Origin of the sequence: uncultured Campylobacter sp. (assembly GCF_937997595.1) — a bacterium.
Taxonomy (GTDB): Bacteria; Campylobacterota; Campylobacteria; order Campylobacterales; family Campylobacteraceae; genus Campylobacter_B.
The window spans coordinates 1-23,188 of the sequence record NZ_CALKTS010000225.1; the positions used below are offsets into that span (position 1 = coordinate 1).

Genomic DNA, 23,188 nt, shown 5'->3' on the forward strand with positions numbered 1-23,188 from the left:
TTGCGCTCGGCGTTCATTCGCACGTAGCCCGCCTTGCGCTCAAGGATGAAGTCTTTTGCAAATTTGCCGTTTTGGATCTCTTTTAGCACCTCTTTCATCGCCGCTTTGCTGCTTTCGTTTACGACGCGGTTGCCGCTTACGTAATCGCCGTATTCTGCGGTGTTTGAGATCGAGTAGCGCATATCTGCCATGCCGCCTTGATAGATGAGATCCACGATCAGCTTCATCTCGTGCTGGCACTCAAAATACGCCATCTCAGGCTCATATCCAGCCTCGACGAGGGTCTCAAAGCCTGCGTTGATGAGCGCGCAAAGTCCGCCGCAAAGTACAGCCTGCTCGCCGAAAAGATCGGTCTCGGTTTCTGCTTTGAAGGTCGTTTCGATGATGCCGGTGCGGCCGCCGCCGATCGCGCTTGCATAGCTTAGAGCAAGCTCTTTGGCTCTGCCGCTTTCGTTTTGCGAAACAGCGATCAGCATAGGCACTCCGCCGCCGCTTACAAACTCGTTGCGAACAGTGTGGCCGGGAGCTTTCGGAGCGATCATAATGCAGTCGACGCCCTTTGGAGGAACAATCTGTCCGAAGTGGATATTGAAGCCGTGCGCGAACGCGATCGCGTTGCCCTCGCTTAAGCTCGGCTCTATCTCCGCTTTGAAAATGTCGCCTTGAAACTCATCGGGCGTTAGGATCATTACGACGTCCGCGGCTTTCGTAGCTTCGCCGACGCTCATTACCTTAAAGCCCTTTGCCTCGGCCTTGCTCCAGCTCGCGCCGCCCTTTTTGAGGCCTACGATGACCTCTACGCCGCTATCTCGCAAATTTTCGGCGTGAGCGTGTCCCTGCGAGCCAAAGCCGATCATAGCGACCTTTTTAGCCTTGATGAGGCTCAAATCACAATCTTTGTCGTAAAAAACGTTTATTGCCATAACGCATCCTTTTTTAAAAATTTAGGCGAGATTGTAGCTAAAATTTGCTTTTACGTAGATAAACCGCGCGCCGCAAGGGCGGATAAAGAAATTTTGAGCTATCATTGAGGCATAATTTAGCTTTAAAAGGAGCGAAAATGAAAGTGGGATTTATCGGCGGCGGAAATATGGGCGAGGCGATGATCGCCGCACTTTGCGCAGCGGGCGGGCGAGATTGCACGGCGCGCGGAGAAAATTTTACAGAGGATAAAGAAAATTGCACGGCGAGCGGAGAAAATTCCGCGCACGACGGGCAAAATTCTATGCCCGATACTCAAAGCTTTGCGGCTTGCGGGCAGAATTCCGCAAATTTAGAGCAGAATTTTGCGAGCCGCGAACGTGATCCCGCCTACGCGCAGCCCGCCTCCGATACGAAGCTTCAAGTCCTAGCTTATGCTAGAAGCAAAAACGAAACCTTACGCAAGCGCTACGGCGTGCAGATTTTAGAGGGCGAGACGCAGCTGGCACACGCTGCGGATATAATCGTGCTCGCGACCAAGCCCGCCAGTTACGAGGGGATTTTGCACCTGATCGCGCCCGAGCTCGCGGGCAAAATCCTGCTTCTTTTGGCGCCGAATTTCAAGCTGGAGTGCGCCCAAAATATCGTAGGTGCGGACGTTTTCGTGGCTCGCGCGATGCCAAACGTCGCTGCGGGTATCGGCGTGTCGGCTACGGCGCTGTGCTACGGCGAGTATTTTGATGAGGCCAGTCGGGAGATCGTACGAGCGCTAGCCGCCAAAATCGGCAAATTCTACGAAATAGACGAGGCGGGTTTTGCCGCATTTACGGGGATTGCGGGCAGCCTGCCTGCGTATGTGTGCGCCTTTATCGAGGCTGCGGCGGATGCGGGCGTGCGGGGCGGATTGCCGCGGGCGCTGTGCTACGACGCGGTAGCGGCGGCGGTAGAGGGCACGGCGCGTCTGCTACAAAGCGGCAGGCGCCCATCGGAGCTCAAAGACGCGGTCTGCTCGCCTGCGGGCACGACGATAGAGGGGCTGGCGGCACTGGAGGCGGCTGGGTTTCGCGCAGCGGTGATGGCGGCGATCGAGGCGTGCATCGCCAAAGCTCGCGGCTAGCCTCGTCGCACCTCGTCGGTTTCGGATTTCAAACATAGCACTTTCGCAGTCGCGCTAATATCGGAATTCTGTGCGGGCGCTCTAGCTAAAATTTTGTCTTATCCTTATCGAATGAGTTCGTCGCTTCGGTTGCGGCAGAATTTGCGAGCCTTATGATAAGCGAGCCGGCAAGCTCGTATTGCATTTAAATTTTAAAATTTAGTGACTTTGGAAATTTTAGGTCAAAATTTTACGATTAAAATTTTAAATTTACAGGATTATAAATTTAGTGATCGCAACAGAGCTAAATTTTGATTTTTAGTGGAGCAGGCTTGGCGTCCACAACCATTAAAATCAAAATTTAGCGCAACATGAACGGATACGTCCGCGACTGCGAACTTGAGAAACAAAAACGTAAAAGTGGAATGCAAGCGCTAAAAGAGTGCGTCCTACGCTGCGGTCTTGCGAGATACAAACGCAAACTGTAAAATTTCGTCGCTCACGTGAATAGAAAACCGAAACTAGCCGCGCAGAAGCGTATTTTACTACCAGAGCGAGCCGCATCAAAACATATTCCGCCGCCTAAGCGAGCCTTAAATTTAAACTGCGCTTCGCCGCCGAGCCGCAAACCAAACCTATGCTCCAAATCCTGTCAATCTGCGCAATAAAATTTGACTTTCATCCGGCCAAAACTTCGCACGCAAAGCCGCGATAAGCAAGATCAGATAAATTCCTTCTCCAAAGGCTGCATCGCGTTGCCGTCTGCGTCGAAAAGCACCCGCCCACAAACCTCGCAAACCTCATCTCTAGGAGAGGGCTCGTCCGCATCCAGCTGCCACGCGGACATCTCGCCGCACTCGCAGTTTATGACGTAAAGGATCTGCCTTTTGCGGCGCTTGCCCCACGGCGCGATATCCCAAAATAGCTCCTCGCGCTTGCCTAGCTTTTTAAAATCTTTCTCGGCGTCCTTGTGCGCGACGAGCAGATAGTAGGCATCACTATGAAGATCCAAAGTAAAGAGCCTAAAATCGCTCTTCTTTAGCGCCTTTTGAAACTCATTCATCAAAAATAGGCTCGCATCGCCGCGCTCGAAACCCTCTTTTTTTGCTTCTTTTTCGAGCTTTGCGTAAATTTTATCGCACTCTAGTGACACGCCGCTTTGCAGCGCATCAAGTCTAGAGCTGATAAATTTGCCCACATCGCCCGTCTCGTCCTCGCCGGCCCAGTCAAGCATCCAAACAAGCCCTTTTCCGATAAGCGCATCCAAAAACTCGCCATCATTCATCTCGCCCGTTTTCCCAAAACCGCCCGTCTCGCCCGCCGTCAAATGCTTTAGGACGCAGCACTGATCTTTCGTCATTTTCGCTCCTTTTGATTAAATTTACCGCCTATGCGACCCACTTAAATTTTACTCTCAAAAAGCTTTAAGCTTACTTTTCGTAAGTTTGGTACCGAAAGTCCGGGCTCACGACGCACGAGCACAAAATAGGCGCGCGGGCGTGCGCAAAATACGCAAGCCATCGCAAACGGCAAACGCAAATTTAGCTCGCGGCGGCGGGTAAAATTTACGCTATAATTTCACAAAAGCGCCAAAATTTCAACCGAAAAGGACGCGAATGCAAACGGATCTGCAAGAAAAGATTAAGGAGCTGCAGCGCAAGATCGCGCGCGAAATCACCTATTTTCAGACGGGCGGAGTGAGACCGCGAGGCGCGATCGATGAGTGTTGGATCGGCCGCGTGCTTGCGTGCGCGGCGGACGAGGAGCTGTCTGTGGATCAAAACGGCGCGCCGATGCTCCCTCTGGCGCAGTTTTACCTGCCCGCGCTACCCTACGTGCCGCAGGTCTTGGACGGCGTCAAGCTGCTTGCGGTCTTCATCTCGCAGGATCTCATCGGCAAATTTGATGAGAATATGGACGGCCTATGGGCGATCCGCGAGTATAAAAACGAGGCTGAGCTCGTCATAAAGGAGCTTGCAAATCCGCGCTCGCAGATAAGGCCCTTTCCTTTGCAGCCAAAATTTGCCGCGGACGACGTCGCGAGCTGGGACGGCGGCGGGCTGGAGCCTGACGTCGTGCATGAAATTTTAGAGCTTAAAAGGTCAGTCGGGCTCTATTATTCCGACGTCACGGCTGGGCTAGAGTATCACAACTGCACGAAGCTCGGCGGCTACCCCTCTTTTTGCCAGTCAGGAGTGAGCTTCGACGAGGGTTTTCAGTTTGTTTTCCAGATCTCAAGCGACGAAAAGGCGGGCTTTAACGTCATTGACGGCGGCAGCTTGATGTTTGCTAAAAACCCGCAAAGCGGCGCGTGGAGCCTGTATTATGATTTCGATTAGGCGCGCGAAGATAAATTTAGCTCGCCCGCAAAATTCCGCCGTTTCAAACGGACGCCGGGAGCGAGTAAATTTACGATGGAATTTTATCTGCGTACGGCTTTGAGTCCGCTCGATGTGGATTAAATTTTAACGGCGGCATGTCCGATCTAGGTTAAATTTAAGTCGCCGAGAGACGAGCCAAATAGTTGCAGACGCGCCAAATACAGCGGGCGGGCCGTGAAAAATTCGACGCCGTAAAATTTTAAAATTTTATAGCTCAAGATTTCGGCTTTGAGCTTGAAATTTAAGGCGCGCTTGAAATTTTAACCTGTAAATTTAAAGGAGCGAAAATGAATGCAAACCAGCTTGCAAACATCTGGCGCAGGCCGATCTACCTGCCCTATCTACAAGATCCACTCACGCCCGAGGCGCTGCGAACCGCAGAAGAGGAGCTAGGACGCGCCCTGCCGCGCGAGCTAGTCATGATGCTGAGCGTGCAAAATGGCGGCTACCTGCGCTACGAGCTAGAGGGCTATCCGCTGGACGCCGTCAGCGGCATCGGCGAGGCGTATCCGTCGCTTACGCGCTTTAGCTGGGGCGAGGAGCGCGAGTGTGTGAGCTTCGAGCTTGACGGGCTGGTGCCCTTCAGCGGCGACGGGCATTGGTATCTGTGCCTGGACTACCGCGCGAGCGAGGAGCCTGCGGTCGCCTACATCGACGTCGAGTGCGACGAGCAGAGCATCATCGTGCAGGATTTCGCTTCGTTTTTGGCGCTTTTGCGGCTCGACACGGGCGGCAAGATCGCGCTGCAAACAGAGCTCGATCTAGACGGCACGAAGGCGCGGCTGGAGGAAATTTTGAGCGTGCGTGCTAGAGTCGCCGATCCGCAACTTTACGGCTTTAGCGTGTATAATTTCGCTCGCGAAGGCGGCGTGCTGAGCCTTAGCCCGAACGAGGTTCGGCTCGGATTTGCCAGGCGGGGCGAGCGACGGTTTAAAGAGCTTAAAAACTTTAGCGAACTCGCCCTGCGCTATGCTGAGCTGGACGGCAGCGCGATGATACTGGACATTTTCAAAGAGGAGCTGATGGATGAAATTTTGCGCGAGCTAAAGGATGCGGGCTTGTGCGCACAGAGCCTAAAAGACGCGGTCGGCGCGTAAGCTTTTGCGATTATTAGTGAGTTTTGTGCGGGCTGCGGCGCACGCTTGTGCAACCAGCAATGCGGACTTACGCGCGTAAATTTAGCTCGCCGCGGCGGGTAAAATTTCGCTATAATTTTGCCAATTTAACAAAGGAGAAAAGGGTGAGCGTAGAATTTCGCATCAAAAACAAAAAGCGCCCGCTATTTATGGGGTATTCGGACGCCATGAGCGTAGGCAAGGCATTGGATCTCCTGCCCGATCTATCGGTATTTGGCATAGACGAGAGCGCCGAGGATTTCGATGAAAGGGCGTTTTTAAAATCGCCTTTGAGCGAGCAGGAGTGCTTGATTTTGGGCGTGCGGGGCAAGAGCGGGCGCGGGATGGAGCTAAGATATGACGAGGAGCGGCAAAGCTACGCCGTGCGCGTAAATACGCCAGCGACAGTATTTGATTGGGTTTTGGCGATCTCATATCTGCAAGCGTTATCTAAGCAGCTGCAAAGCGAGATCGCGGATGAAAACGGCGAAATTTATACCCACGACACGATAGAGGAATTCGACTACGAGCGCGATATAGCGGCGGGACTACATTCGATAGATCAGCACTTAAACGGCGATACGGAGGTAAATTTTTGCTACGGAGTAGAGAGGCCTTTTGCGATAAACCGCGCGATGATGGATGAAATTTTAGCCTCATACAACCCCGCCGCCGAGTTTAGTAAGCGGCTAACCGAGGTGCAGTACCTCGACGCTTACAGCGCGCATCAGAGGTTTTACCGAAATGGGGATGACGGCACGATAATGGGCTCATACGCGCTCACGCAGGACCTGCCCACTATCCTGCCCTACAAGCCGTTTGTGGAGTGGCAAAATGCAGAGATGCTGAAAAATAGCGACGTCGCGCGCTGGCAGATCGCGCTCATAGGCATCGAGGGCGACGAAAACGACGCAGGTAACTACCGCGCCATCGCCGAGCTGGAATATGGCGAGTTTATCGTGCGGCTGCCGAAGCGAAACTACCGCTTCATCGATGCGAGCTATATTTTGGTTGACGGGCTAAACGTCAATCAGCTAAAGGCGCTGGCGGGCTAAATTTTACTTGCGGTGAAATTCTACAGAATTTTATCGAGGGTTGACGCCGCAAAATTTAAAGCCATCGAAGCTTAACGCTGCAAATCCAAAGCAGCGGAATTTGCGGTAAATTTCGCGGCGGGCAAAATTCTAAAAGGCGGAATTTTATCGCGATGCAAATTTAAGAATTCCATCACGATAAAATTCCGTCGCGGTAAAATTTAGAAAGGTTAAAATGAAAAAGACCTGCTACGATCTAAAAATTTACGATAACGACGGGATGCTCGGCGTGCTGCAAGAGGACATCGAGGCGCTACCGTTTTTCGACTACTGGCAAAAGATGGGTTCCGCAGGGCATATACATTGACGAAAGCGGCAAAGAGCACAGGCTCGTCTATCTGCACGACTGGGAGAAATTTTGCAGATTATTCGCTCGCGAACAGGAGCTGCTTAAGCGCGCCCCGGTCGGTAGCGAAAATGAGCGATCCAAGCCGTAGCGGATCTTGGTCGGCGGCAGAGAATAACGGCGATCCTGGCGCAGCGCAAGTAAATTTTAGCCGATAAATAGCGTCGCGCGTTAATCGGCCAAAATCGCCGCCCTACTTAAATCTGGGTTCAAGCTTAGCTCATCTATGACCCGCAAAAGCTCTAAAATTTCATTTTTGATCCCTGCAGCGTCCTCTAAGCTCGGCGGCGGCGAAAAGAGCGTTGTTTCAAACTTATTTTTCGCTCCGTTTAAAAACAGATAAAGCTTATCATCCATAAACGCTGCGCTCAGCCCCATTTTCCCCGCGAATTTTTCCTTTAGCTCTCGCAGGCGCTCCATAAACGCGGGCGTCAAAAGATACCTAGCCTCTACTTTATCGTCCGCAAAGACCCGAAATTCTTTACTAAAAAACACGTCGTCCATCTGTTCTTTTTCGCCTATAAATTTAGTATTTAACGTGCGGCTCGCGACTATCGTTTGCCCGCTAAATTTCTTGTAAAACTCGCATACCAAAACCGAGCCGCTGAACGCCTGCATATCCTTCATCGTCGACCACGCAAAGACTATCGCGGATAGCAAATTTAGCGCCGCCGAGTCGCTTAGCTCCAGCGTCGCGCCGTTTGGGATGCGGATCGCTTCGCTGAGGTTAAATTTGACGCCGTTATAAATGCCGCTGATTTGGTCTTCGGCGCGAAACTCATCGGGCGAATAGATGCCGATTTTGCGAAATTCTTTACGGCTGATGCCGGCATTCGGATCGTAGTTAAAATTTGGATCTACCCCGCGGATGGCGGCGCGGACGAAAACGTCTTTATAAAACGCTTTGTAATCCCCCAGCTCGTCGATCACTCGGCTTGCGTTAGCCATTAGCGCGGCGAGAAAAAACGGAATATAGATAATGATGAAAAATAGCGGTGCAAGGCGATTTTCAAAAAGATGCCCTACGGCAAATCCGCCGCCTACGGGCAGCGCTATTATAAATAAAATTCCCAAAAACAGATACTTTGCAAATGCTAGCCGGCACTCTTTTTGCTTTTTGGCGGTGGCAACTATTGCTTCGTTTATATTCAAATTTTACCTTTTTCTAAATTTGCGCAGCGGATTTCGCGCATGGAGCGAATTTTAGCAAAATTTACGCTGCAAAGATACGGCGGCGCGAGTAAATTTTATTCGGTGGATTAAATTTATGAAATTTACGCCGCGGCGGCGATCTACTCGGACGTGCGCTGATTTAGCCACGCTCTCAGATTGCCCGCGCCCTCTTTCAGCACCCCAAATCCTGCGGCGGCAACACAGACAAAATTAATTAGATAGCCTCTCCCGCCGACGTTTAAAATCCCAAAGCCTACAATCCACAGCGCCGCGCCGAAGCCAAGCGTGCACACGGCGGTCGCGATCCCCAGCTTGCGGCGCAAAGGGCTTGGTTTGCGCACCACCTGAACTCGAGTGATCACGTAGCTGCCCGCATATCCTCCGCGGATGAAATACGCGCGCGCAGGCTCGCCCTCCTCTACGGGGATATCGTTAAACTCGCCGCGCAGTTTCACGCCGTCTATCTCGAAAAATACCCAAATTTTGCTATTTCCTCTTGCAGCGTGGACGCGGAGATTTCGAACCTCGCCCGTGATTTCATATTCCAATTTGCCTCCTCAAACAGCTTCGCGCTTTGCTTCCGCGCTAAATCCCGCGCCGTAAAATTTTAAAATCAAAATTTATGCCTTGCTCGCAGCGCTGTCCGTAAAATTTTAAAGTTGAGATTCTGCAAGTCCTGAATTTAGAGCTAAGCCTTAAAATTTCATAGCGATAGAATTTCAAGTAAAGCTCGCCGCTAAATTTAGCTAATCGCATGCACTGGCTATTGCGTCTTACTGAATTTCGCATGTCGTAAAATCTCGGCGAAATTGCGCGCGCTACAAAAGCTCACAAACCCGTCGCGGCAATATCGCAGAAGTCATCACAAAACCGATATTTCGCAACGAGCAGCGCAAACAGGCAGCGCAAGGCAGACAGTGCACGACGGACGCCATACGACATACGGCGGACGGCGAGCAATACAAAGCAGACGGCGTGTGCACGGCAGGCAGTGCAAATCGGCAAATGTGCGCCGGGCTACCAAGCGCCTACTTCTTTAAAATTTGCTCTTTCATGAATTCGTAGAGCTGGCAGGATTTTTTATTGCCCGCGTCGCAGCCCTTTTTGACCCATCCAAGCCCCTTGGAAAATCCGCGCAGATCCCCCTTGCTCACATATAAATAGCCTAAATTATTGCAGGCGTCGCCATAGCCCAGTTCACAGGATTTAGTGTAAAGCTTCTCCGCCTTGTCGCGATCCTGCGGCGCGCCGAGGCCCTTATCATACGCAACGCCGGCGTTATAGCAGCTGTCCGCTAGCCCTCCGTCGCAACCTCGCTCGAAAAAGCTTACCGCCTTTGCCTGATCCGCCGCGAGCCCAAAACCGCCCGTGAAATAGACCACGCCCGCATTGTGACAGCTTTTGGCATAGCCCAAATCGCAAGCCCTAGCGTAGCGCTGCATGGCGGCAACGAAGTCCCTGGTTAGGCGCCCTCGCTGATATAGGTTGCCTAGCTTGTGGCAAGCTATGGCGACGTTTTTATCGCACGCTGCGGCATAAAATACGCCCGCTTGCGTCGCATTGCCCTCGCCGTCGTATAGGGCACCCAAATCAAAGCAGCTATCTTTCTCACCCGCCTCGCAAGCTTTAGCAAGAGCGAGCTTGGCGCCGTCGTAATCTCCGTGGGAGAGCTTGTCGCGCCCCAGCTGCGCGCAGCTTACGCCATCGCCGCGGTAGCACTTAAACGATAAAACGGGTGACGGCCAAAAAAGCACCATAACCAAGATGCAAACGGCAATCGAAAGCGCCGCTATGTCGATGATCTTTCTCATATCTATCCTTTTTGCGGCGATGCGCCGCGGGGCTTAAGGAGCGGTCTTGCAGGCAAATCCCGTCCGAGTAAATTTCGCAGATGGAATTCTACCGCCTTAAAGCCCTGCTTTAAAATTTGCCCAGGGCTTCCGCGCCGCAAAATTTTAAAATTTCAAAATTCCGCAAGCTGTAAATTTGCAGCCAAATTTTAAATTTTACGAACCGCGCCAGGCGCTGCAGCAATACCGCGAAACAGCCCGCGAAATTCTAAAATTGAAATTTTACGAGCCGCAAATTTAGAACTAACTTTAAAATTTCATAGCGATAGAATTTTAAATCAAATTTCGCGATAAAATTTCATCCTAAATTCCGCTACAAAATTTTGCGACAAAGCCAGAAGCAAAAAGCAAAACATAAAATTTCGCAGCAGAAATCCCGCCGTAAAATTTCGCTTTGTATTTTAAATCATAAATTTCGTTCGTGAGATTTAGGCTATCGGCGCGAATGTAGCCTGCGCGGCTACATTTTTTCTTTAGCGCTTAGGCCCATCAGAGCAAACGCCGTGCGGATACTAAGCGCCACGAGCGCAAACAGCTTGAGTTTCGCATCCTCGTTCTCGCTGCCTACGACGCGGTTTTCGTTGTAGTATTTGTGAAAGTCCGCCGCGAGCGCCTTTAGGAAATCGGGCAACTTCTGCAAGCCGCGCGAATTAAATGCGTCGTTTAAAATTTCATTCAAGCCAAGCGCCGCAAAAGCTAGGCCGAGCCCCGCTTCATCCAGCGCGCAGAAGTCCGCGCCCAAGACGTCCGCCTCGCGTTTGCCCGCTTTGGTAAAAATTTGATTGACCCGCGCGTGGGCGTAGTTGATGTAAAAGATCGGATTGCTGCTGTCCTCGCGCGCGAGCTCGTCCACGTCGAACTCAAGCGGCGTCTCGCCCTTTTTGCTGATGAAGATAAATCGCATCGCGTCCCTGCCGATCGCGGCGAGCACGTCGCTCATCAAAATCGCGTTGCCCGCGCGCTTGCTCATCTTGTAGGTCTGCCCGTCTTTGAGCAAATTTACCATTTGCATTAGGATGATCTCGAGCCTGCTTTCGTCGTAGCCCAGAAAATGCACGGCGGCCTTTAATCGCGCGATGTAGCCGTGGTGATCGGCTCCCCAGATGTTGATGCAGCGCTCATATCCGCGCTCAAATTTGTTGTTGTGATAGACGATGTCGCCCGCAAGATAGGTCGGACGCGCATCCTCGCGGATGACGACGCGATCCTTTTCGTCGCCGAGCTGCGATGAGCGGATCCAAATTTTACCCTCCGCCTCATACATCTTGCCGCTGCGCTCAAGCTTCCTAATCGTTGGCTCAAGCTCGCCGTAGAGGCTCTTTTCGCTGGCCCAGTTTTGGATATAAATGCCCGCGTCTGCGAGATCTTTTTGGATGATCTTTAGCACTTCGTCCTTAGCAAACTCCGCAAGGATCAAAACGCGCGATTCGTCGCGGAAAATTTCATCGCCGAGCTCGGCGCGCGCAAGAGGGATGATCTCGTCGATATACTCGCCGCGGTAGTATTTCTCGGGGTAGCTCACGTCCTCGCCCGCGAGCTCGCGCGCACGAAGCGCGATCGAAGCGCCCAAAAGCTCGATCTGATTGCCCGCGTCGTTGATGTAGTACTCCGTATCGACGCGGTGCCCCAGATAGCCTCCGATGCGCGCGAACGTATCGCCGTAAACGGCGCCGCGCACATGCCCGATATGAAGCGGACCGGTCGGATTGGCGCTGATATATTCGAGCAGAATTTTTTGCGGCATAGCGGCGGAATTCTGCGCTTCATCGCAATTTGACGCTAAGACAGAATTTGACGCCTCCTCGGAATTCTGCGAAATAAAATTTTGCCTAGCGGCGGAATTCTGTGATTTAGCAACGTCATTACCGCTCGCAGCCAGATTTGCAGCGGAGCCTTTGCTAGCAGGCTCACTCGCACAAATCTTTTCCGAAGCCGGTAAAATTCCACGTCCGAGCTCGGCGTCGTTTTTTGCAAAATCACAGCCCAAGCTAAGAGCATTTTTAGCAAGAGCGCCCAACACGGCGGGCTTTAGATGAAAATTTAGATAGCCGTTCACCGCCGTAGCACTTAGAATTTCGCTATCTTTAAATTTAGCTGCAAGCTCCTCGGCGATAAGCTTTGGCGCCTTTCGCAGCTCCTTAGCCAGCGCGAAAGCCTCGGGCGAGGCGTAATGAGCCAAACTTTTATCTTTGGGTTTTTCTAAAACGACTTTGCGAGATAAAATTTTAAAAATTTCATTTAAGACTAAATTTTTCAAATCCTTTACGCCTTTTTAGTATCGCTGATTTCGGCGTCTTTGATCTCTTCCTCTGCCTTTTTCTCGACCTTCTCAGGCGTATCGTCCTCCATCTCTTTTTTGAAGGTCTTAATGCCCTTACCTACGCCCTTTGCGAGCTCGGGAATTTTTTTAGCTCCGAAAAGTAACACAATAATCGCTAAGATAATTAGCAGTTGTTGAACGCTTACGCCCATTTTTTCTCCTTTAAATTTTCCAAATTTCGATTAGCTTGCCTATGTCGCGGCTCGCCGTTTCTAGTTTGATAGTTTTGTAGATTGATCTTAAATTTTCATACGCCGCTTCCAGGCGGTCGTTTATTATGAAATAATCATACTCGCCTAGGCGCTCCATCTCCTCTTGCGCGTTTTGCAGGCGTAAAGCAATATCGGCAGGATCATTATCGCCGCGAGCGCGCAACCTATCTCTAAGCTCCGACAAGCTCGGCGTAGTAATAAATACGCTAGTAAGCTCGCTTTTAGGCACTTTGCTACGCACGATCTCATATCCTTGCACATCGATGTCAAAAATCACGATCTTGCCCCGCTCAAGCTCGGTCGTAGCAGCTTTTAGCGAAGTACCATAGTATTTGCCGTGGACCAACGCCCACTCTAAAAACTCCCCGCGCTCAATACCTGCGCGAAACTCGCTCTCGCTTATGAAGTGATAATTCACACCATCCGCTTCGCCCGCACGCATTTCACGCGTCGTAGAGGAGATCGAGAAGTATATCTGCTCGCCAAATTCTGTGATAAGACGCTTTATAAGCGTGCTTTTGCCGCTACCGCTTGGACCGGAGACGAGCAAAATTTTGCCTTTCACTATCTATCTCCAAACGATATGTCAATATTGATCTTAAAGTCCTTCAGCGCGTCTTTGGCGTCCTTGCTACCCGCAAATCTCTCGATCGTACTTGCGATGCCCGCTTCCAGATCATCGCGCAGTTTGGTTTTCAGCTCCTCGGCGCTCGGTTTTTTGCTATACTCGTTACGCAGCGGCTCGCTTTTGGCGCTATGCTCCAACTCGCTTGCCATAAGGCTGGCAAACTCCGCCGCAGCCGAAGCGGCAAGCTCATTCGGCATAGCTTGCGCGCCAAATTTCATCTCATTTACCTGCTCAGACGCGCCGAATTTATGCGCTTTAAATTCGGTGCGCTCCGAAGGCTTTGAAGCATTAAATTTTATCTGCTGCGCGGCGCTCTTTGCGGGCTTGCCGGATTTAAATTGCTCTCTATCCGCAGAGTTTGCGGCAAACGAGTTTGCAAAATCGCCCTCCATAGAGCGCAAAAATCCGTCCGCAAACCCGCTAGCAACGCTATTGGCTTGCTCGCTTTGCTTCGGTAAATCTGAGGCATCTAATATGTGCGGTAAGTTTAGCTCCGAAAAATTCGGCGCAGGAGTAGAATTTGTAGTCCCGGTATTGCTAGAATTTGTAGAAGCTGCGAAATTTGCGCCAATTGAATTCCATGCTTCATTATGAGCAGACATAGGCGTATTCTGTGCAAGTCCGCCGGTAAATTCCATGCTTTGAAACGGAACGGCGTTATAAAGATTTTCACGAGGTATATCATCGCCCGCACCCGCTAACGCAATCGGCGTATCTGAAGCGACCTCGTATTGAGACGAAATTTGCGTTTTTTGAAAATCCGTAGCCGCTTCATTTTTATCATGCGCAGATTTTTTATCCTCTTTTTCATCGGAAGCAAACGCATCCGCAGCGAAATTATCATATCCGCCAAACTCCTCCACGGGCATGCCAGCACTATCGAAAAGCCTAGAAAAATCCATATCAAATCCACTGTTAACAGGCACGCCAGCTGCATCTTGCACTACTTGCGAGGCAGAATTTTTTTCATCTGTTTTATAGGCAAATAAGCCGTCTGATTCATGCTGTTTAAGCGTAACATCCGCAGAGTCTTTCGCTTCCTCTAGATTAGACGCAGCGTCTGCCTTTTTTTCAACAGCAGTTTCATTAGAGCTATCAGCTCTTTGCGGCTCGTCTTGCTGCGCAAGCGGTAAAGTTTCGCTTGCCTGTGTGGCAGGAATTTCATCTTCTGTCTGCGATTTATCCGTTTTGGAATTCTTAGGATTTTCATCATCTAGCGCCGCTAGAGCTATCGGAGCGTCATCCTTTGCGAGCGAAATTTCATCTTGAGGCGCGTGATTACTTTCGGCGGGTTCGCTTGTGCCGATACTATTTAGCGGCACATCCTCAGGGATATCGCTAGCAGCTAAGTTTAGAGGCATATCATCTGCGATATTATCCGCAATCTTTTCTGCGACGGCGTTAAGCGGCGTATCATCGGCGATGGTGTCCGCAAGAGCCGCTTCATCTGCAAGCTGCGAGAGCGGAATATCATCTGCGATCTCGTCCGTGCGCGGCATATCGCCTACCAACTGCGAAAGTGGCACATCATCTGCAATCTCGGGCGCTATGTCGCTTGCCAGCTGCGAAAGCGGTATATCCTTGCCGGAGTCATAAAAGCTATCCACAAGCTCTTCAAAATTACTGCCCGAAGCGGAATTTGCCTGGTCAATCGCATCGATCTCTTTCATCACAGAGCTTGCATCGGCAAATTCTTTCGCCATTTTTTCTTTCGCCTGCACGCTCATATTTTGAACCGAAAACTCGCTGATAAACGTAATGAGCTCAAGCGGCGAAAAAGGCTTTGTAAGGGTGTATCGCGCTCCTGAGGCCGAGACATTCTTAGGCGTCAGAAACAGCGTTTTATTAAGATCAAATTTTGAAATATCATCGCCATCTTCATAATTTTTTATCGTCAAATCATATTCACTCTCGTCTGCACTATATGCTACCAGGTCCGCACCGATGCGCTCGCAGCAAATATTTACGACACTTGCAACCTGCTCATTGTGATTGTCAAGTAGAATTTTCATTTATGACCTTTTAGAAAGAATTTGGGCTATTGTAAGATATTTTTGGTTATTAATTGCTTATATTTGCGCTAAATTTCGGTTATTTAGGCGATAAACTTTGCAGCATTTTTGCGCTAAATTCTCATCGTGAGTCACGAGCACGAGTGCGCCACGGCTGGATTTTACGTAATCAAAGATCACGTCCATGACCTCGTTTGCGGTATCCTTGTCTAAATTTCCAGTAGGCTCGTCGGCAAAGATTATGCGCGGCTTTTTGCAAAGTATGCGAGCGATGCTCACGCGCTGCTGCTGTCCGCCGCTAAGCTCGCCCACGCCTTGCTTTAAAGTATGTTCGATCTGAAGCTTTTTTAAAATTTCATCATCTATCGCATTATTCGTAAGTTTGGCGGCGAGTTCGATATTTTCGCCAGAGGAAAAGCCCTTAAAAAGGTAGTGGGATTGAAATATTATGCCAAAGTCGTTACGGCGAATTTTAAGTCTCTCATCGGAGCTTAGCTCGTAAATACTGCGCCCGCCGTAGATCACTTCGCCCGAGTTCGGCTTTAAAAGCGTGCATAGAATATGAAGCAGAGTCGATTTGCCGCAGCCGCTAACGCCTAAAATAGCGATGCTCTCGCTCTCTTGAACGCTTAAGCTTACATTTTCAAAGAGCGTATAATCATACGCGTGAGTAAGATTTACGCCCTTTAGAAGTTCCATATTTAGCCGATTTGAGCCGCTACTTCGGCTGCGAAGTCTTCGCTCTTTTTCTCTAGACCCTCGCCCACTTCGAAGCGGACGTATTTTACGATCTCGATCTTGCCGCCTAGTTTTTTAGCTTCTTCGTCGATCACCTGCTCAACAGTTTTCTTATCGTCCATCACGTAAAATTGCCCTAGCAGCGTGAGGCGCTGATCAATCTGGGTATTATCAGCGATGAAGCGATCGATCTGACCCGGCAAAATTTTATCCCAAATTTTTTCAGGCTTATTTTGCTTGCGAAGCTCGTCTTTTAAAACTTCGATCTCTTTGGCTAAAATTTCGTCCGTTAGATGCGCGCGCGAGCCAAACTGCGGGATCCTATGAAGCGGTTTGCCCAAGCGCACGAACTCCTCATTTTCCTTCTCAAACTCGCCTTTAAGAGCTAAAAATTCCTTCTCGATAAAATCGGGATCAAGCTCTTTATAGCTGATAACCTGCGGTTTCATAGCAGCTGCGTGCATGCAGAGATTTTTTATAAGCTCCTTCGCACCCTCTGCAGTCCGCTCACTGTCGCAAGCTGCGGCGATGATGACGCCTACGCGACCGTTTGAGTGTAGGTAGCCGTTTACTACTCCGTTTGCGCCCGCCTTAATCGTCTCAAATCTTCTAACGACCAAATTTTCGCCGATCGTAGCGATCTGGCTTTTTAGATGCTCATCAAATTTAACACCGTCGATGATGCTGGAATTTAGCTCATCAATGCTGCTAATGCCCTTGCTTTGGATATGTAGAGTAGTATTTTTAACTAAATTTATAAAATTTTGATTTTTAGCTACGAAGTCGGTTTCGGAATTTATCTCGCTTATCGTGGCGATCTTATGATCCGCGCCCACTTCGACGCTCACTAGGCCTTCGCTAGCTAGACGGTCGGCTTTTTTAGCAGCCTTTCCGAGACCCTTTTCGCGAAGCAGATCGACGGCCTTATCCATATCGCCGTCTGTTTCAACCAAAGCCTTTTTGCAGTCCATCATCCCCGCTCCGGTGCTTTCGCGGAGCTCTTTTACCATTTGCGCGCTGATTTCCATTACTCTTCGTCCTCGCTTACGTCAAAATCCTCTTCGCTCATCGCCTCGGCTACGACTTCCTCTTTCTCCTCATCGCTGACGGCTTCGCTCTGCTCGACATCCTCGCTTGCGTCTTGATCGCGAAGCGCCTTGCCCTCGTTGATCGCTTCTGCCATTTCTTGGCAGAAAAGCTGAACCGAGCGGATCGCATCGTCGTTGCCGGGTATCGGGAAATCGACTACGTCTGGATCGCAGTTCGTATCCAAAGGCGCGATAACCGGCATTTTTAGGCGATTAGCTTCCGCTACGGCGATCTTTTCTTTTACAACGTCGATAACGAAGATCATATCCGGTAAGCCCTTCATATTGCGAATGCCGCCTAGATAAAGCTCGAGTTTCTCTTTTTTGCGGCGAAGCATTAGCGCCTCTTTTTTAGTTAGTAAATTTATCGAGCCGTCCTCTTCCATAGTCTCGATTACTTCGAGCTTGCGGATCGATTGCTTGATAGTAGAAAAATTCGTCAGCATGCCGCCTAGCCATCTGTGGCTTACATAAGGCATGCCGCATTTTTCGGCGTACTCTTTTAGCGTCGCGCCGGCTTGTTTTTTGGTGCCTACGAAAAGTATCGTCTTGCCTTCGGCAGCCGCGTCGCGTACGATATTATAAGTGTAGCGGAAGTAGCGGATAGTTTTTTGTAGATCTATGATGTAGATACCTTTTCTCTCGCCGAAAATGAATTTTTTCATCTTCGGATTCCATCTGCGCGTTTGGTGTCCGAAATGAACGCCGCACTCTAGCAAATCTCTCATTGTTACCATGAGTTTTCTCCTTGTGGGTTGCCCCGAAATTTAGGTTTCTCCTCCACACCCGTTAACATTTGTTTTTAACAAACGCAACCAAATTTTAGGATTGGTGTGTGTGAATTGAAGCTGAGATTATATTTAAAAATAGCTAAATTAAAGCTAAATTTAATATAATCCAAACCTCAGCGCGGTTAAATTTTGCGCCGTAAAGATGAGGTGGTCGAAAGAGGCGCGAACGAAATTATTCGTCAAATTTAAATTCGCCGAATTTAAAAAGCGGCATCTGCTTCAAATTTCACTCAAAAAATCCCTTTTTCACGAGCTTGCCCTCTTTGACGCAAAACTCCCCTTTCGCGATCACGCTATCTAAATTTAACCCCTCGTCAAATACCGCAAAATCGGCGTCAAAGCCTACTTTTATCTCACCTTTGCCGCTTAAATTTAGATATTTTGCGACGTTTTTGCCCATCATACTTAGAGCTTGCGGGATGGTTAGGATTTTATTTTTGACGCAGGCCTGAATGACCTCTAAATTCGTCTCGCGCGAAGCGCAGCCGTAGCCCACTAGCGCGCCGTTTTCGTCAAATCTAGGCACGCTGCCGTTGCCGTCCGAGCTCATCGTTAGACGCTCTAAATTTAAGCCGTTTTCAAGACCATAGGCGATAGCTTCGTGAAGCGGGGCAAATTTACTTCCGCCGCTCGTGATGTCGATGTAGCCGCCCATTTTTTGAAATTTGATCGCCTCGTCAAAGAGCTCCTTCGTCCGCGCGCAGTGCGTCGGCGAGAAATAATTAATCGGGAACGAATAATCCTTGATCACGCTAAAAATCAGGTCGAATTTATCCGCGAGACCGCCCATGTGCATATGCAGCACGCCGCCTTTTTTCGAGATCATTCCGCCGATGCGTATCTGCGTCAGGGTCTTAATGAGCTCCTGCGCGGTCGGGTAGCTGCCGCGGTTGTCGCTCATCGCGATCTTACAGCCGATGACCTTGTCGATGAGCACCAGATCGCGCGTGACGGAGCCCGTAAAAGTGACGCTAGGCAGCGCGTAAGAGCCCGTATGGATAAAGGTCGAGATACCCTCGTATTCGAGCGCCTTGGCCTTTGAGTAGAGGTTTTCCAGGCTCCTCGTGCACCCGTCGGTGCCTAGCGTGCCTACGACCGTCGTCGTGCCGTAGCGGATGATTTGCGATAGCGTTATTTCAGGCGTGCGCGAATGATATCCCGCCTCGCCGCCGCCGCCCGTGATGTGCACGTGCTGATCGATGAGTCCGGGCGCTAAAATTTTGCCCTCTAGGTCGTAAACCTCAAGCCCATCGACTCGAAAATCAAGCCCTCTAGAAACGGCTAAAATTTTACCGCCTCCGAGCAAAACGTCGCTCCTGCCAACGTGCTCTGGCGCGTATAGATCGGCATTTTTAAGTAACAGCATATTTTCTCCTTTGCTTTGGGTTTTTGATTGTAAAATTTACTTTTTTGGCTTATTTTGACTGCGATGTCACGCCGCAATTTCACCTCTTTTTCGCCGTTTCGCTTTGCAGCGCCTCTACGTCAAATTTTATAGCGTTTCGGGAAATTTCGGCAGTCTCGCGGAGAAATTACATACCCTGCTTTGCTTTTCATCGGCATAACTTATTCATCACAAAGCCGCAGAAGCGCCCCGTAACGCTATCTCTGCGATAAGAAAAATACCGCTCGCTCTCAAAAGTGCAGCGTGGATCAAATTTAACGTTTCGCACCCCCGCAGCTGCGAGCTCGTCGCGCAACGCGGCGTTCATATCAAAGCACCCCTGCGTTTTGTAGCGCTCAAACTCGCCCAGATCAAGCCCGCCAAGTTCGTAGTTTCGCGCCTTGATATTCGCGCCCACGAATACCTTCAGCTCCGCAGCGACGCAACCGAAGCGCTCGCTCATCAAATTTATCGCATTGGTGCAGATCCGCCCTATCACGCCGGCGCGCCCCGCATGCACTGCGGCAACCACTCCGCGCCGCTCGTCTGCGATCAGTACGGGCGAGCAGTCCGCTACCAGCACGCACAACGCCAAGCCGTGCAGATCGGTCACAAGCCCGTCGCAGGGCGGAATTTCATCGCTACCTGCGCGTAAAATTTCAACGCGGTTTGAGTGGATCTGGCGCATAAATTTTAAATTTAGAGGCGCAATACCGAGCGCAGAGGCTAAAATTTCACGATTTTGCGCGACGTTTTGCGGATCGTCGCCTACGTGATCCCCTAAATTTAAGCTCGCATACGCTCCGCCGCTTACGCCTCCTTCGCGCGCGCTAAAGCCCGCCAGCACGCTGCGTCCGTCCAATACAAACTCAAGATTTTCTCTGCAAATTTCGATTTTAGCCATCGCAAGTTACTTGGCGCCTAATACAGGCTCAAAATTTTATCTACCGCGTCCCACGAAAGCCCGTCTTGCTCGCCATCGGCGCTAGCGTAGCGCGCCGCAACAGTGCCGAGACCGACGAGCTGTCCGCCGGCAAAACGTAGCTGCGCCGCGACGTATCGCGCGAGCAGATCGGTTTCGATATTTACGCGGCGCCCGATTTTGTAGGATCCAAAGAGCGTATCTTTGAGCGTGAGCGGGATGATCGTAAGGCGAATGGCGCAGCTTTGCGCCTCGCTCTTTAAATTTGCGCCCAAGGAGTTTGGATCGCGAACGGAATTTGAGCTGCTAAAATTTGCGTCGTGCGAACCTTTGCGGTCTTTATGAATAAAATTTCCGCCGCCCTCAAGCACTTCGTTGATCGTTAGGCTCACGCCATCGATCGCTACCGAGCCTTTCGGCGCTAGCAGCGGCGCTATATGAAACGGCGCGCGGATAAAAAAATCGACGCCGCTTGCAAGCTTTGAAATTTTATAAATTTCACCCACGGCATCGATATGCCCTTGGATCAAATGCCCGTCTATGCGATCCCCAATCCGCATCGCAGGCTCGATATGCACAGGGCCGTGCAGGTTTTGTGCGGCGATGACGCGCGCCGTTTCGCTCGAAAGCTGCACCGCAAATCCGTCCGCAAAAAGCCGCGTCACGCTCAGGCACGCGCCGTTTACCGCGACGCTATCGCCGAGCGCGGGGCGGTATCTCGCGCGCAGTCGCAGCAAATCGCCGCTAAAGCTCGCGACCTGCGCGATCTCTCTGATCAGTCCGTTAAACATTATGAGCCTTTGGAATTTTTACGTGATATTAGCGTAGAATTTTGAAATTTTAAATTAAGCGAAGCTCGGCGAGCGCGAAGCCCGCCGAATGAAGTTTGAAATTATTTTTTAGAAACGATGAAATCGGCTAGCGCTTCGATCGATTCGTCGTTAAGTGAAGCTGCTTGACCCTTCATAACGCCCATCATTCCAAATTTTCCCTTGCCCTCGCCCAAACTGCCGTCTTTGTAGCCTTTTAGGCTAGCGATAATATCTTCCTTACTTAGGGTGTTTAGCGCAGGTACTTTGCCGCCAAGATAAGGCTTCTCGGCGTTAGCTCCATGACAGGCCACGCATTTTTTATATAAAGTAGCGCCGTCAGCGGCGAATACACTCGAACTAAACGCCGCAACCGCAGCACATGCAATAAGAACTTTTTTCATTCCTATCCTTTCTTTTTAAATTGTGGGTGCAGTATAATCAAAATTTAGTAAATTTCGGCTAAATTTTTGCAATTTGCGCTAAAGAGGCGAAATTCTATCTACTGCAAACTTTAGCGTAGAGGCTCAAAGCGGAATTTATGCTGTAAAATTTTAAGCGAATTTTACCTTCCCGCTGAAATTTCAATCGTAGAAATTTCGCAGCGAAATTCTAAGGCGGAATTTCATCTAGACGCCAAATTCCAGCACGAAATTTCGCGTAGAATTTTAAAATTTAGCCACTTTACTTTATGCGCGAAATTTCGCCGCCTCGCATCTTATAAATTTTATCTGCGGCGCCGAAGTATTTATCATCGTGCGAGATCGCAAAGATCGTGTATCCGCGCGATTTCAGCTCGGGCAAAATCCGCTCGTAAAACTCCGCGCGAAACTGCGGATCGAGATCCGCCGCAAACTCATCGAGCATCAAAAATTTTCGCCCGTCCATCAGCACGCTTACGAGTGCTAGGCGCTTGCGCTGCCCGCTAGATAGGCTTGTGGTGCTAAATTTAGTCCCCTTTAGCTCAACCTTATCCTGCAGGTGCGTAAGCGCCAGCCACTCGCGCGCGATGTCCGCATCGCCCGTAGCGTAGTCGAAGAGATAAAAATCGCTGAAAACCGCGCTTATGTTATTGCTGTAGGCGCGCAGATCAGAGGGTTTAAGAGCCGCACCGTCGGTTAAAATTTCGCCGGCTTGCGGCGTATAAAGGCCTGCTAAAATCATAAAAAGCGTCGATTTTCCGCTGCCGTTTTCGCCGATTAAAAACACCGTCTCGCCCGCATTTAGCTGTAAGTTCACCCCTTTGATGCCGAATTTCCCGTCTGGATACGAAAAGCCCACGTCTTTAAGCTCCAGGCTGCGCCACGGCTGCATTTGCGCAAGCTCAAATCCCTGCACGAATGGATCTAAGCCCAACTCATTGATCTTTGCGTAGGCAATCTTGGCGCGCAGCACGCTAGGAAGCGAGAATATGAGCATCATCAAAGGCGCGCGCAAAAAAAGCACCGTAAGCGCGATCGTTACGGCGTTTGCAAGCTCCGCTTTGCCGCCGCTAAGCCCAAAATAAAGCACAAATCCCACCGCGCCTAGCATCATCACGTTCATAAAATTACTCGCAAACGCGCCGTAAACCTCGGCTCGCAGCGAGCTTTGGCGTAAATTTTGCGCGTTGGGCAAAAAGTCGTTTTCGTATAGGCTCTTTGCTTTGGCTAGGCTTAGCGACAGCTCCTTGTGCCCCTCGATCGCCGCGGCGTAGTTTTTATACAAAACGTCCTCGTTTTGGCGGTACAGATCGTAATTTTGCATGACCTTTTTCATCAAAAAACGATTGAAAATCATCAGCGCGCCGATCCAAACGAATAAAAACGCAAACATCATAGGCGCGATGTATAGCACGTAGACGCCGCAAAATAGCACGATCATCGCGCCTTGAATAAGCTCGGAGATGCGCATAAAGCCCTCGGTCAGGCGCGAAATATCACTGGAAAGGGACGCAAGCAGGTTTGCCTTCGACGCAGCCTCGATGCGCTCGAACTTCGTATCGATGATCTGCTTGATGATCTTGGTGCGCAGATCGAATACAAAGTCGTTTTCCATCTTGCAAAGCATGATACGGCTTAGCACCGAAAGCAGCAGAAATAGCGCCAAGAGTGCGAAAAATAGCGCGATGATGCGCCCGCCTCTTTCGGCGCCGTCAAGTAGATATTTATTGATAAAGCTTAAAATCAAGATCCCCGAGCCGCTGTAGATCGCGTTTAGCGCGAGCATCGCGAGGATTTGTTTGGTATATTTTTTCATCTTTCGCCCCAATGAAATTTGAGCGCAATTGTGGCAAAATTCGCTTGAAAAAACGGTTAAATTTTAAATC

General features: G+C 50.2%; 22 protein-coding genes. 5 read left to right on the forward strand and 17 right to left on the reverse strand.

Features of this window, described 5'->3' with window-relative positions:
• The coding region (gene ilvC, locus Q0614_RS07580) for a ketol-acid reductoisomerase (RefSeq protein WP_298787743.1) at positions 1–923 on the reverse strand (923 nt) is incomplete at its 3' end.
• 137 nt (positions 924–1,060) lie between these two features.
• Between ilvC and proC the strand changes: the two genes are divergently transcribed.
• Positions 1,061–2,038 (forward strand): pyrroline-5-carboxylate reductase, encoded by a 978-nt coding sequence (proC, locus tag Q0614_RS07585; RefSeq protein WP_298787745.1) that lies wholly within the window; start codon positions 1,061–1,063, stop codon positions 2,036–2,038.
• Positions 2,039–2,738: 700 nt separating this feature from the next.
• Here proC and Q0614_RS07590 read toward each other — a convergent pair.
• Complete coding sequence (locus Q0614_RS07590; RefSeq protein WP_298787747.1) at positions 2,739–3,377, reverse strand: hypothetical protein; 639 nt, start codon at positions 3,375–3,377, stop codon at positions 2,739–2,741.
• Positions 3,378–3,633: 256 nt separating this feature from the next.
• Between Q0614_RS07590 and Q0614_RS07595 the strand changes: the two genes are divergently transcribed.
• From Q0614_RS07595 to Q0614_RS07610, 4 genes are all read left to right on the forward strand, one after another.
• Positions 3,634–4,356, forward strand: a complete 723-nt coding sequence (locus Q0614_RS07595) for a hypothetical protein (protein WP_298787749.1) — start codon at positions 3,634–3,636, stop codon at positions 4,354–4,356.
• Positions 4,357–4,685: 329 nt separating this feature from the next.
• Entirely contained in the window at positions 4,686–5,495 is an 810-nt protein-coding gene (locus Q0614_RS07600; RefSeq protein WP_298787751.1) for an SMI1/KNR4 family protein, read from the forward strand.
• Positions 5,496–5,638: 143 nt separating this feature from the next.
• Entirely contained in the window at positions 5,639–6,568 is a 930-nt protein-coding gene (locus tag Q0614_RS07605) for a DUF4299 family protein (RefSeq protein ID WP_298787753.1), read from the forward strand.
• Positions 6,569–6,782: 214 nt separating this feature from the next.
• Positions 6,783–6,914 carry a hypothetical protein gene (locus tag Q0614_RS07610; RefSeq protein ID WP_298787755.1) on the forward strand — a complete coding sequence of 44 codons (132 nt, stop codon included), beginning with the start codon at positions 6,783–6,785 and terminating at the stop codon, positions 6,912–6,914.
• A gap of 210 nt (positions 6,915–7,124) precedes the next feature.
• On the opposite strand, the gene Q0614_RS07615 is transcribed toward Q0614_RS07610, so the two are convergent.
• The 15 genes from Q0614_RS07615 to Q0614_RS07685 all read right to left on the reverse strand — a co-directional run bounded on the left by Q0614_RS07615 (position 7,125) and on the right by Q0614_RS07685 (position 23,118).
• Positions 7,125–8,105, reverse strand: coding sequence for a DUF3137 domain-containing protein (locus Q0614_RS07615; RefSeq protein ID WP_298787757.1), 981 nt, complete (start codon positions 8,103–8,105; stop codon positions 7,125–7,127).
• Positions 8,106–8,245: 140 nt separating this feature from the next.
• The gene (locus Q0614_RS07620) at positions 8,246–8,674 is read right to left on the reverse strand and encodes a hypothetical protein (RefSeq protein WP_298787759.1); all 429 of its coding nucleotides are present in this window, start codon (positions 8,672–8,674) and stop codon (positions 8,246–8,248) included.
• Between the two features lie 480 nt (positions 8,675–9,154).
• A complete protein-coding gene (locus Q0614_RS07625) occupies positions 9,155–9,937 on the reverse strand; it encodes a tetratricopeptide repeat protein (protein WP_298787761.1) in 783 nt (260 codons plus the stop codon).
• 499 nt (positions 9,938–10,436) lie between these two features.
• Positions 10,437–12,233, reverse strand: coding sequence for an arginine--tRNA ligase (gene argS, locus Q0614_RS07630; RefSeq protein ID WP_298787763.1), 1,797 nt, complete (start codon positions 12,231–12,233; stop codon positions 10,437–10,439).
• Positions 12,234–12,238: 5 nt separating this feature from the next.
• Positions 12,239–12,448 (reverse strand): twin-arginine translocase TatA/TatE family subunit, encoded by a 210-nt coding sequence (locus Q0614_RS07635; RefSeq protein WP_297944621.1) that lies wholly within the window; start codon positions 12,446–12,448, stop codon positions 12,239–12,241.
• Positions 12,449–12,458: 10 nt separating this feature from the next.
• Positions 12,459–13,073: a guanylate kinase gene (gene gmk, locus Q0614_RS07640; RefSeq protein ID WP_298787764.1), complete on the reverse strand. Its 615-nt coding sequence runs from the start codon at positions 13,071–13,073 to the stop codon at positions 12,459–12,461.
• Complete coding sequence (locus Q0614_RS07645) at positions 13,073–15,148, reverse strand: hypothetical protein (RefSeq protein WP_298787766.1); 2,076 nt, start codon at positions 15,146–15,148, stop codon at positions 13,073–13,075. The genes gmk and Q0614_RS07645 overlap by 1 nt, the downstream gene beginning before the upstream one ends.
• Before the next feature lie 57 nt (positions 15,149–15,205).
• A complete protein-coding gene (locus Q0614_RS07650) occupies positions 15,206–15,847 on the reverse strand; it encodes an ABC transporter ATP-binding protein (RefSeq protein WP_295151561.1) in 642 nt (213 codons plus the stop codon).
• A gap of 2 nt (positions 15,848–15,849) precedes the next feature.
• Positions 15,850–16,914 carry a translation elongation factor Ts gene (tsf, locus tag Q0614_RS07655; RefSeq protein WP_298787768.1) on the reverse strand — a complete coding sequence of 355 codons (1,065 nt, stop codon included), beginning with the start codon at positions 16,912–16,914 and terminating at the stop codon, positions 15,850–15,852.
• A complete protein-coding gene (gene rpsB / locus Q0614_RS07660) occupies positions 16,914–17,711 on the reverse strand; it encodes a 30S ribosomal protein S2 (protein WP_297880676.1) in 798 nt (265 codons plus the stop codon). Before rpsB ends, tsf begins: the two co-directional genes overlap by 1 nt.
• A 280-nt stretch (positions 17,712–17,991) precedes the next feature.
• The gene (gene iadA, locus Q0614_RS07665) at positions 17,992–19,131 is read right to left on the reverse strand and encodes a beta-aspartyl-peptidase (protein ID WP_298787769.1); all 1,140 of its coding nucleotides are present in this window, start codon (positions 19,129–19,131) and stop codon (positions 17,992–17,994) included.
• A gap of 187 nt (positions 19,132–19,318) precedes the next feature.
• The gene (locus Q0614_RS07670; protein WP_298787771.1) at positions 19,319–20,053 is read right to left on the reverse strand and encodes a polyphenol oxidase family protein; all 735 of its coding nucleotides are present in this window, start codon (positions 20,051–20,053) and stop codon (positions 19,319–19,321) included.
• A 17-nt stretch (positions 20,054–20,070) separates the two neighbouring features.
• Positions 20,071–20,862, reverse strand: coding sequence for a riboflavin synthase (locus Q0614_RS07675; protein ID WP_298787773.1), 792 nt, complete (start codon positions 20,860–20,862; stop codon positions 20,071–20,073).
• Between the two features lie 101 nt (positions 20,863–20,963).
• Positions 20,964–21,284 (reverse strand): c-type cytochrome, encoded by a 321-nt coding sequence (locus Q0614_RS07680; protein ID WP_291936277.1) that lies wholly within the window; start codon positions 21,282–21,284, stop codon positions 20,964–20,966.
• A gap of 280 nt (positions 21,285–21,564) precedes the next feature.
• Positions 21,565–23,118, reverse strand: a complete 1,554-nt coding sequence (locus Q0614_RS07685; protein ID WP_298787775.1) for a cyclic peptide export ABC transporter — start codon at positions 23,116–23,118, stop codon at positions 21,565–21,567.
• Positions 23,119–23,188 lie beyond the last annotated feature (70 nt).

Coding starts and splice junctions, on each gene's coding strand:
- Q0614_RS07590 (WP_298787747.1), bottom strand. CDS start 3,377: ATGACGAAAGATCAGTGCTGCGTCCTAAAGCATTTGACGGCGGGCGAG.
- iadA (WP_298787769.1), bottom strand. CDS start 19,131: ATGCTGTTACTTAAAAATGCCGATCTATACGCGCCAGAGCACGTTGGC.
- rpsB (WP_297880676.1), bottom strand. CDS start 17,711: ATGGTAACAATGAGAGATTTGCTAGAGTGCGGCGTTCATTTCGGACAC.
- Q0614_RS07600 (WP_298787751.1), top strand. CDS start 4,686: ATGAATGCAAACCAGCTTGCAAACATCTGGCGCAGGCCGATCTACCTG.
- Q0614_RS07680 (WP_291936277.1), bottom strand. CDS start 21,284: ATGAAAAAAGTTCTTATTGCATGTGCTGCGGTTGCGGCGTTTAGTTCG.
- Q0614_RS07625 (WP_298787761.1), bottom strand. CDS start 9,937: ATGAGAAAGATCATCGACATAGCGGCGCTTTCGATTGCCGTTTGCATC.
- Q0614_RS07670 (WP_298787771.1), bottom strand. CDS start 20,053: ATGGCTAAAATCGAAATTTGCAGAGAAAATCTTGAGTTTGTATTGGAC.
- Q0614_RS07685 (WP_298787775.1), bottom strand. CDS start 23,118: ATGAAAAAATATACCAAACAAATCCTCGCGATGCTCGCGCTAAACGCG.
- proC (WP_298787745.1), top strand. CDS start 1,061: ATGAAAGTGGGATTTATCGGCGGCGGAAATATGGGCGAGGCGATGATC.
- Q0614_RS07595 (WP_298787749.1), top strand. CDS start 3,634: ATGCAAACGGATCTGCAAGAAAAGATTAAGGAGCTGCAGCGCAAGATC.
- Q0614_RS07675 (WP_298787773.1), bottom strand. CDS start 20,862: ATGTTTAACGGACTGATCAGAGAGATCGCGCAGGTCGCGAGCTTTAGC.
- Q0614_RS07645 (WP_298787766.1), bottom strand. CDS start 15,148: ATGAAAATTCTACTTGACAATCACAATGAGCAGGTTGCAAGTGTCGTA.
- Q0614_RS07610 (WP_298787755.1), top strand. CDS start 6,783: ATGAAAAAGACCTGCTACGATCTAAAAATTTACGATAACGACGGGATG.
- Q0614_RS07635 (WP_297944621.1), bottom strand. CDS start 12,448: ATGGGCGTAAGCGTTCAACAACTGCTAATTATCTTAGCGATTATTGTG.
- tsf (WP_298787768.1), bottom strand. CDS start 16,914: ATGGAAATCAGCGCGCAAATGGTAAAAGAGCTCCGCGAAAGCACCGGA.
- Q0614_RS07650 (WP_295151561.1), bottom strand. CDS start 15,847: ATGGAACTTCTAAAGGGCGTAAATCTTACTCACGCGTATGATTATACG.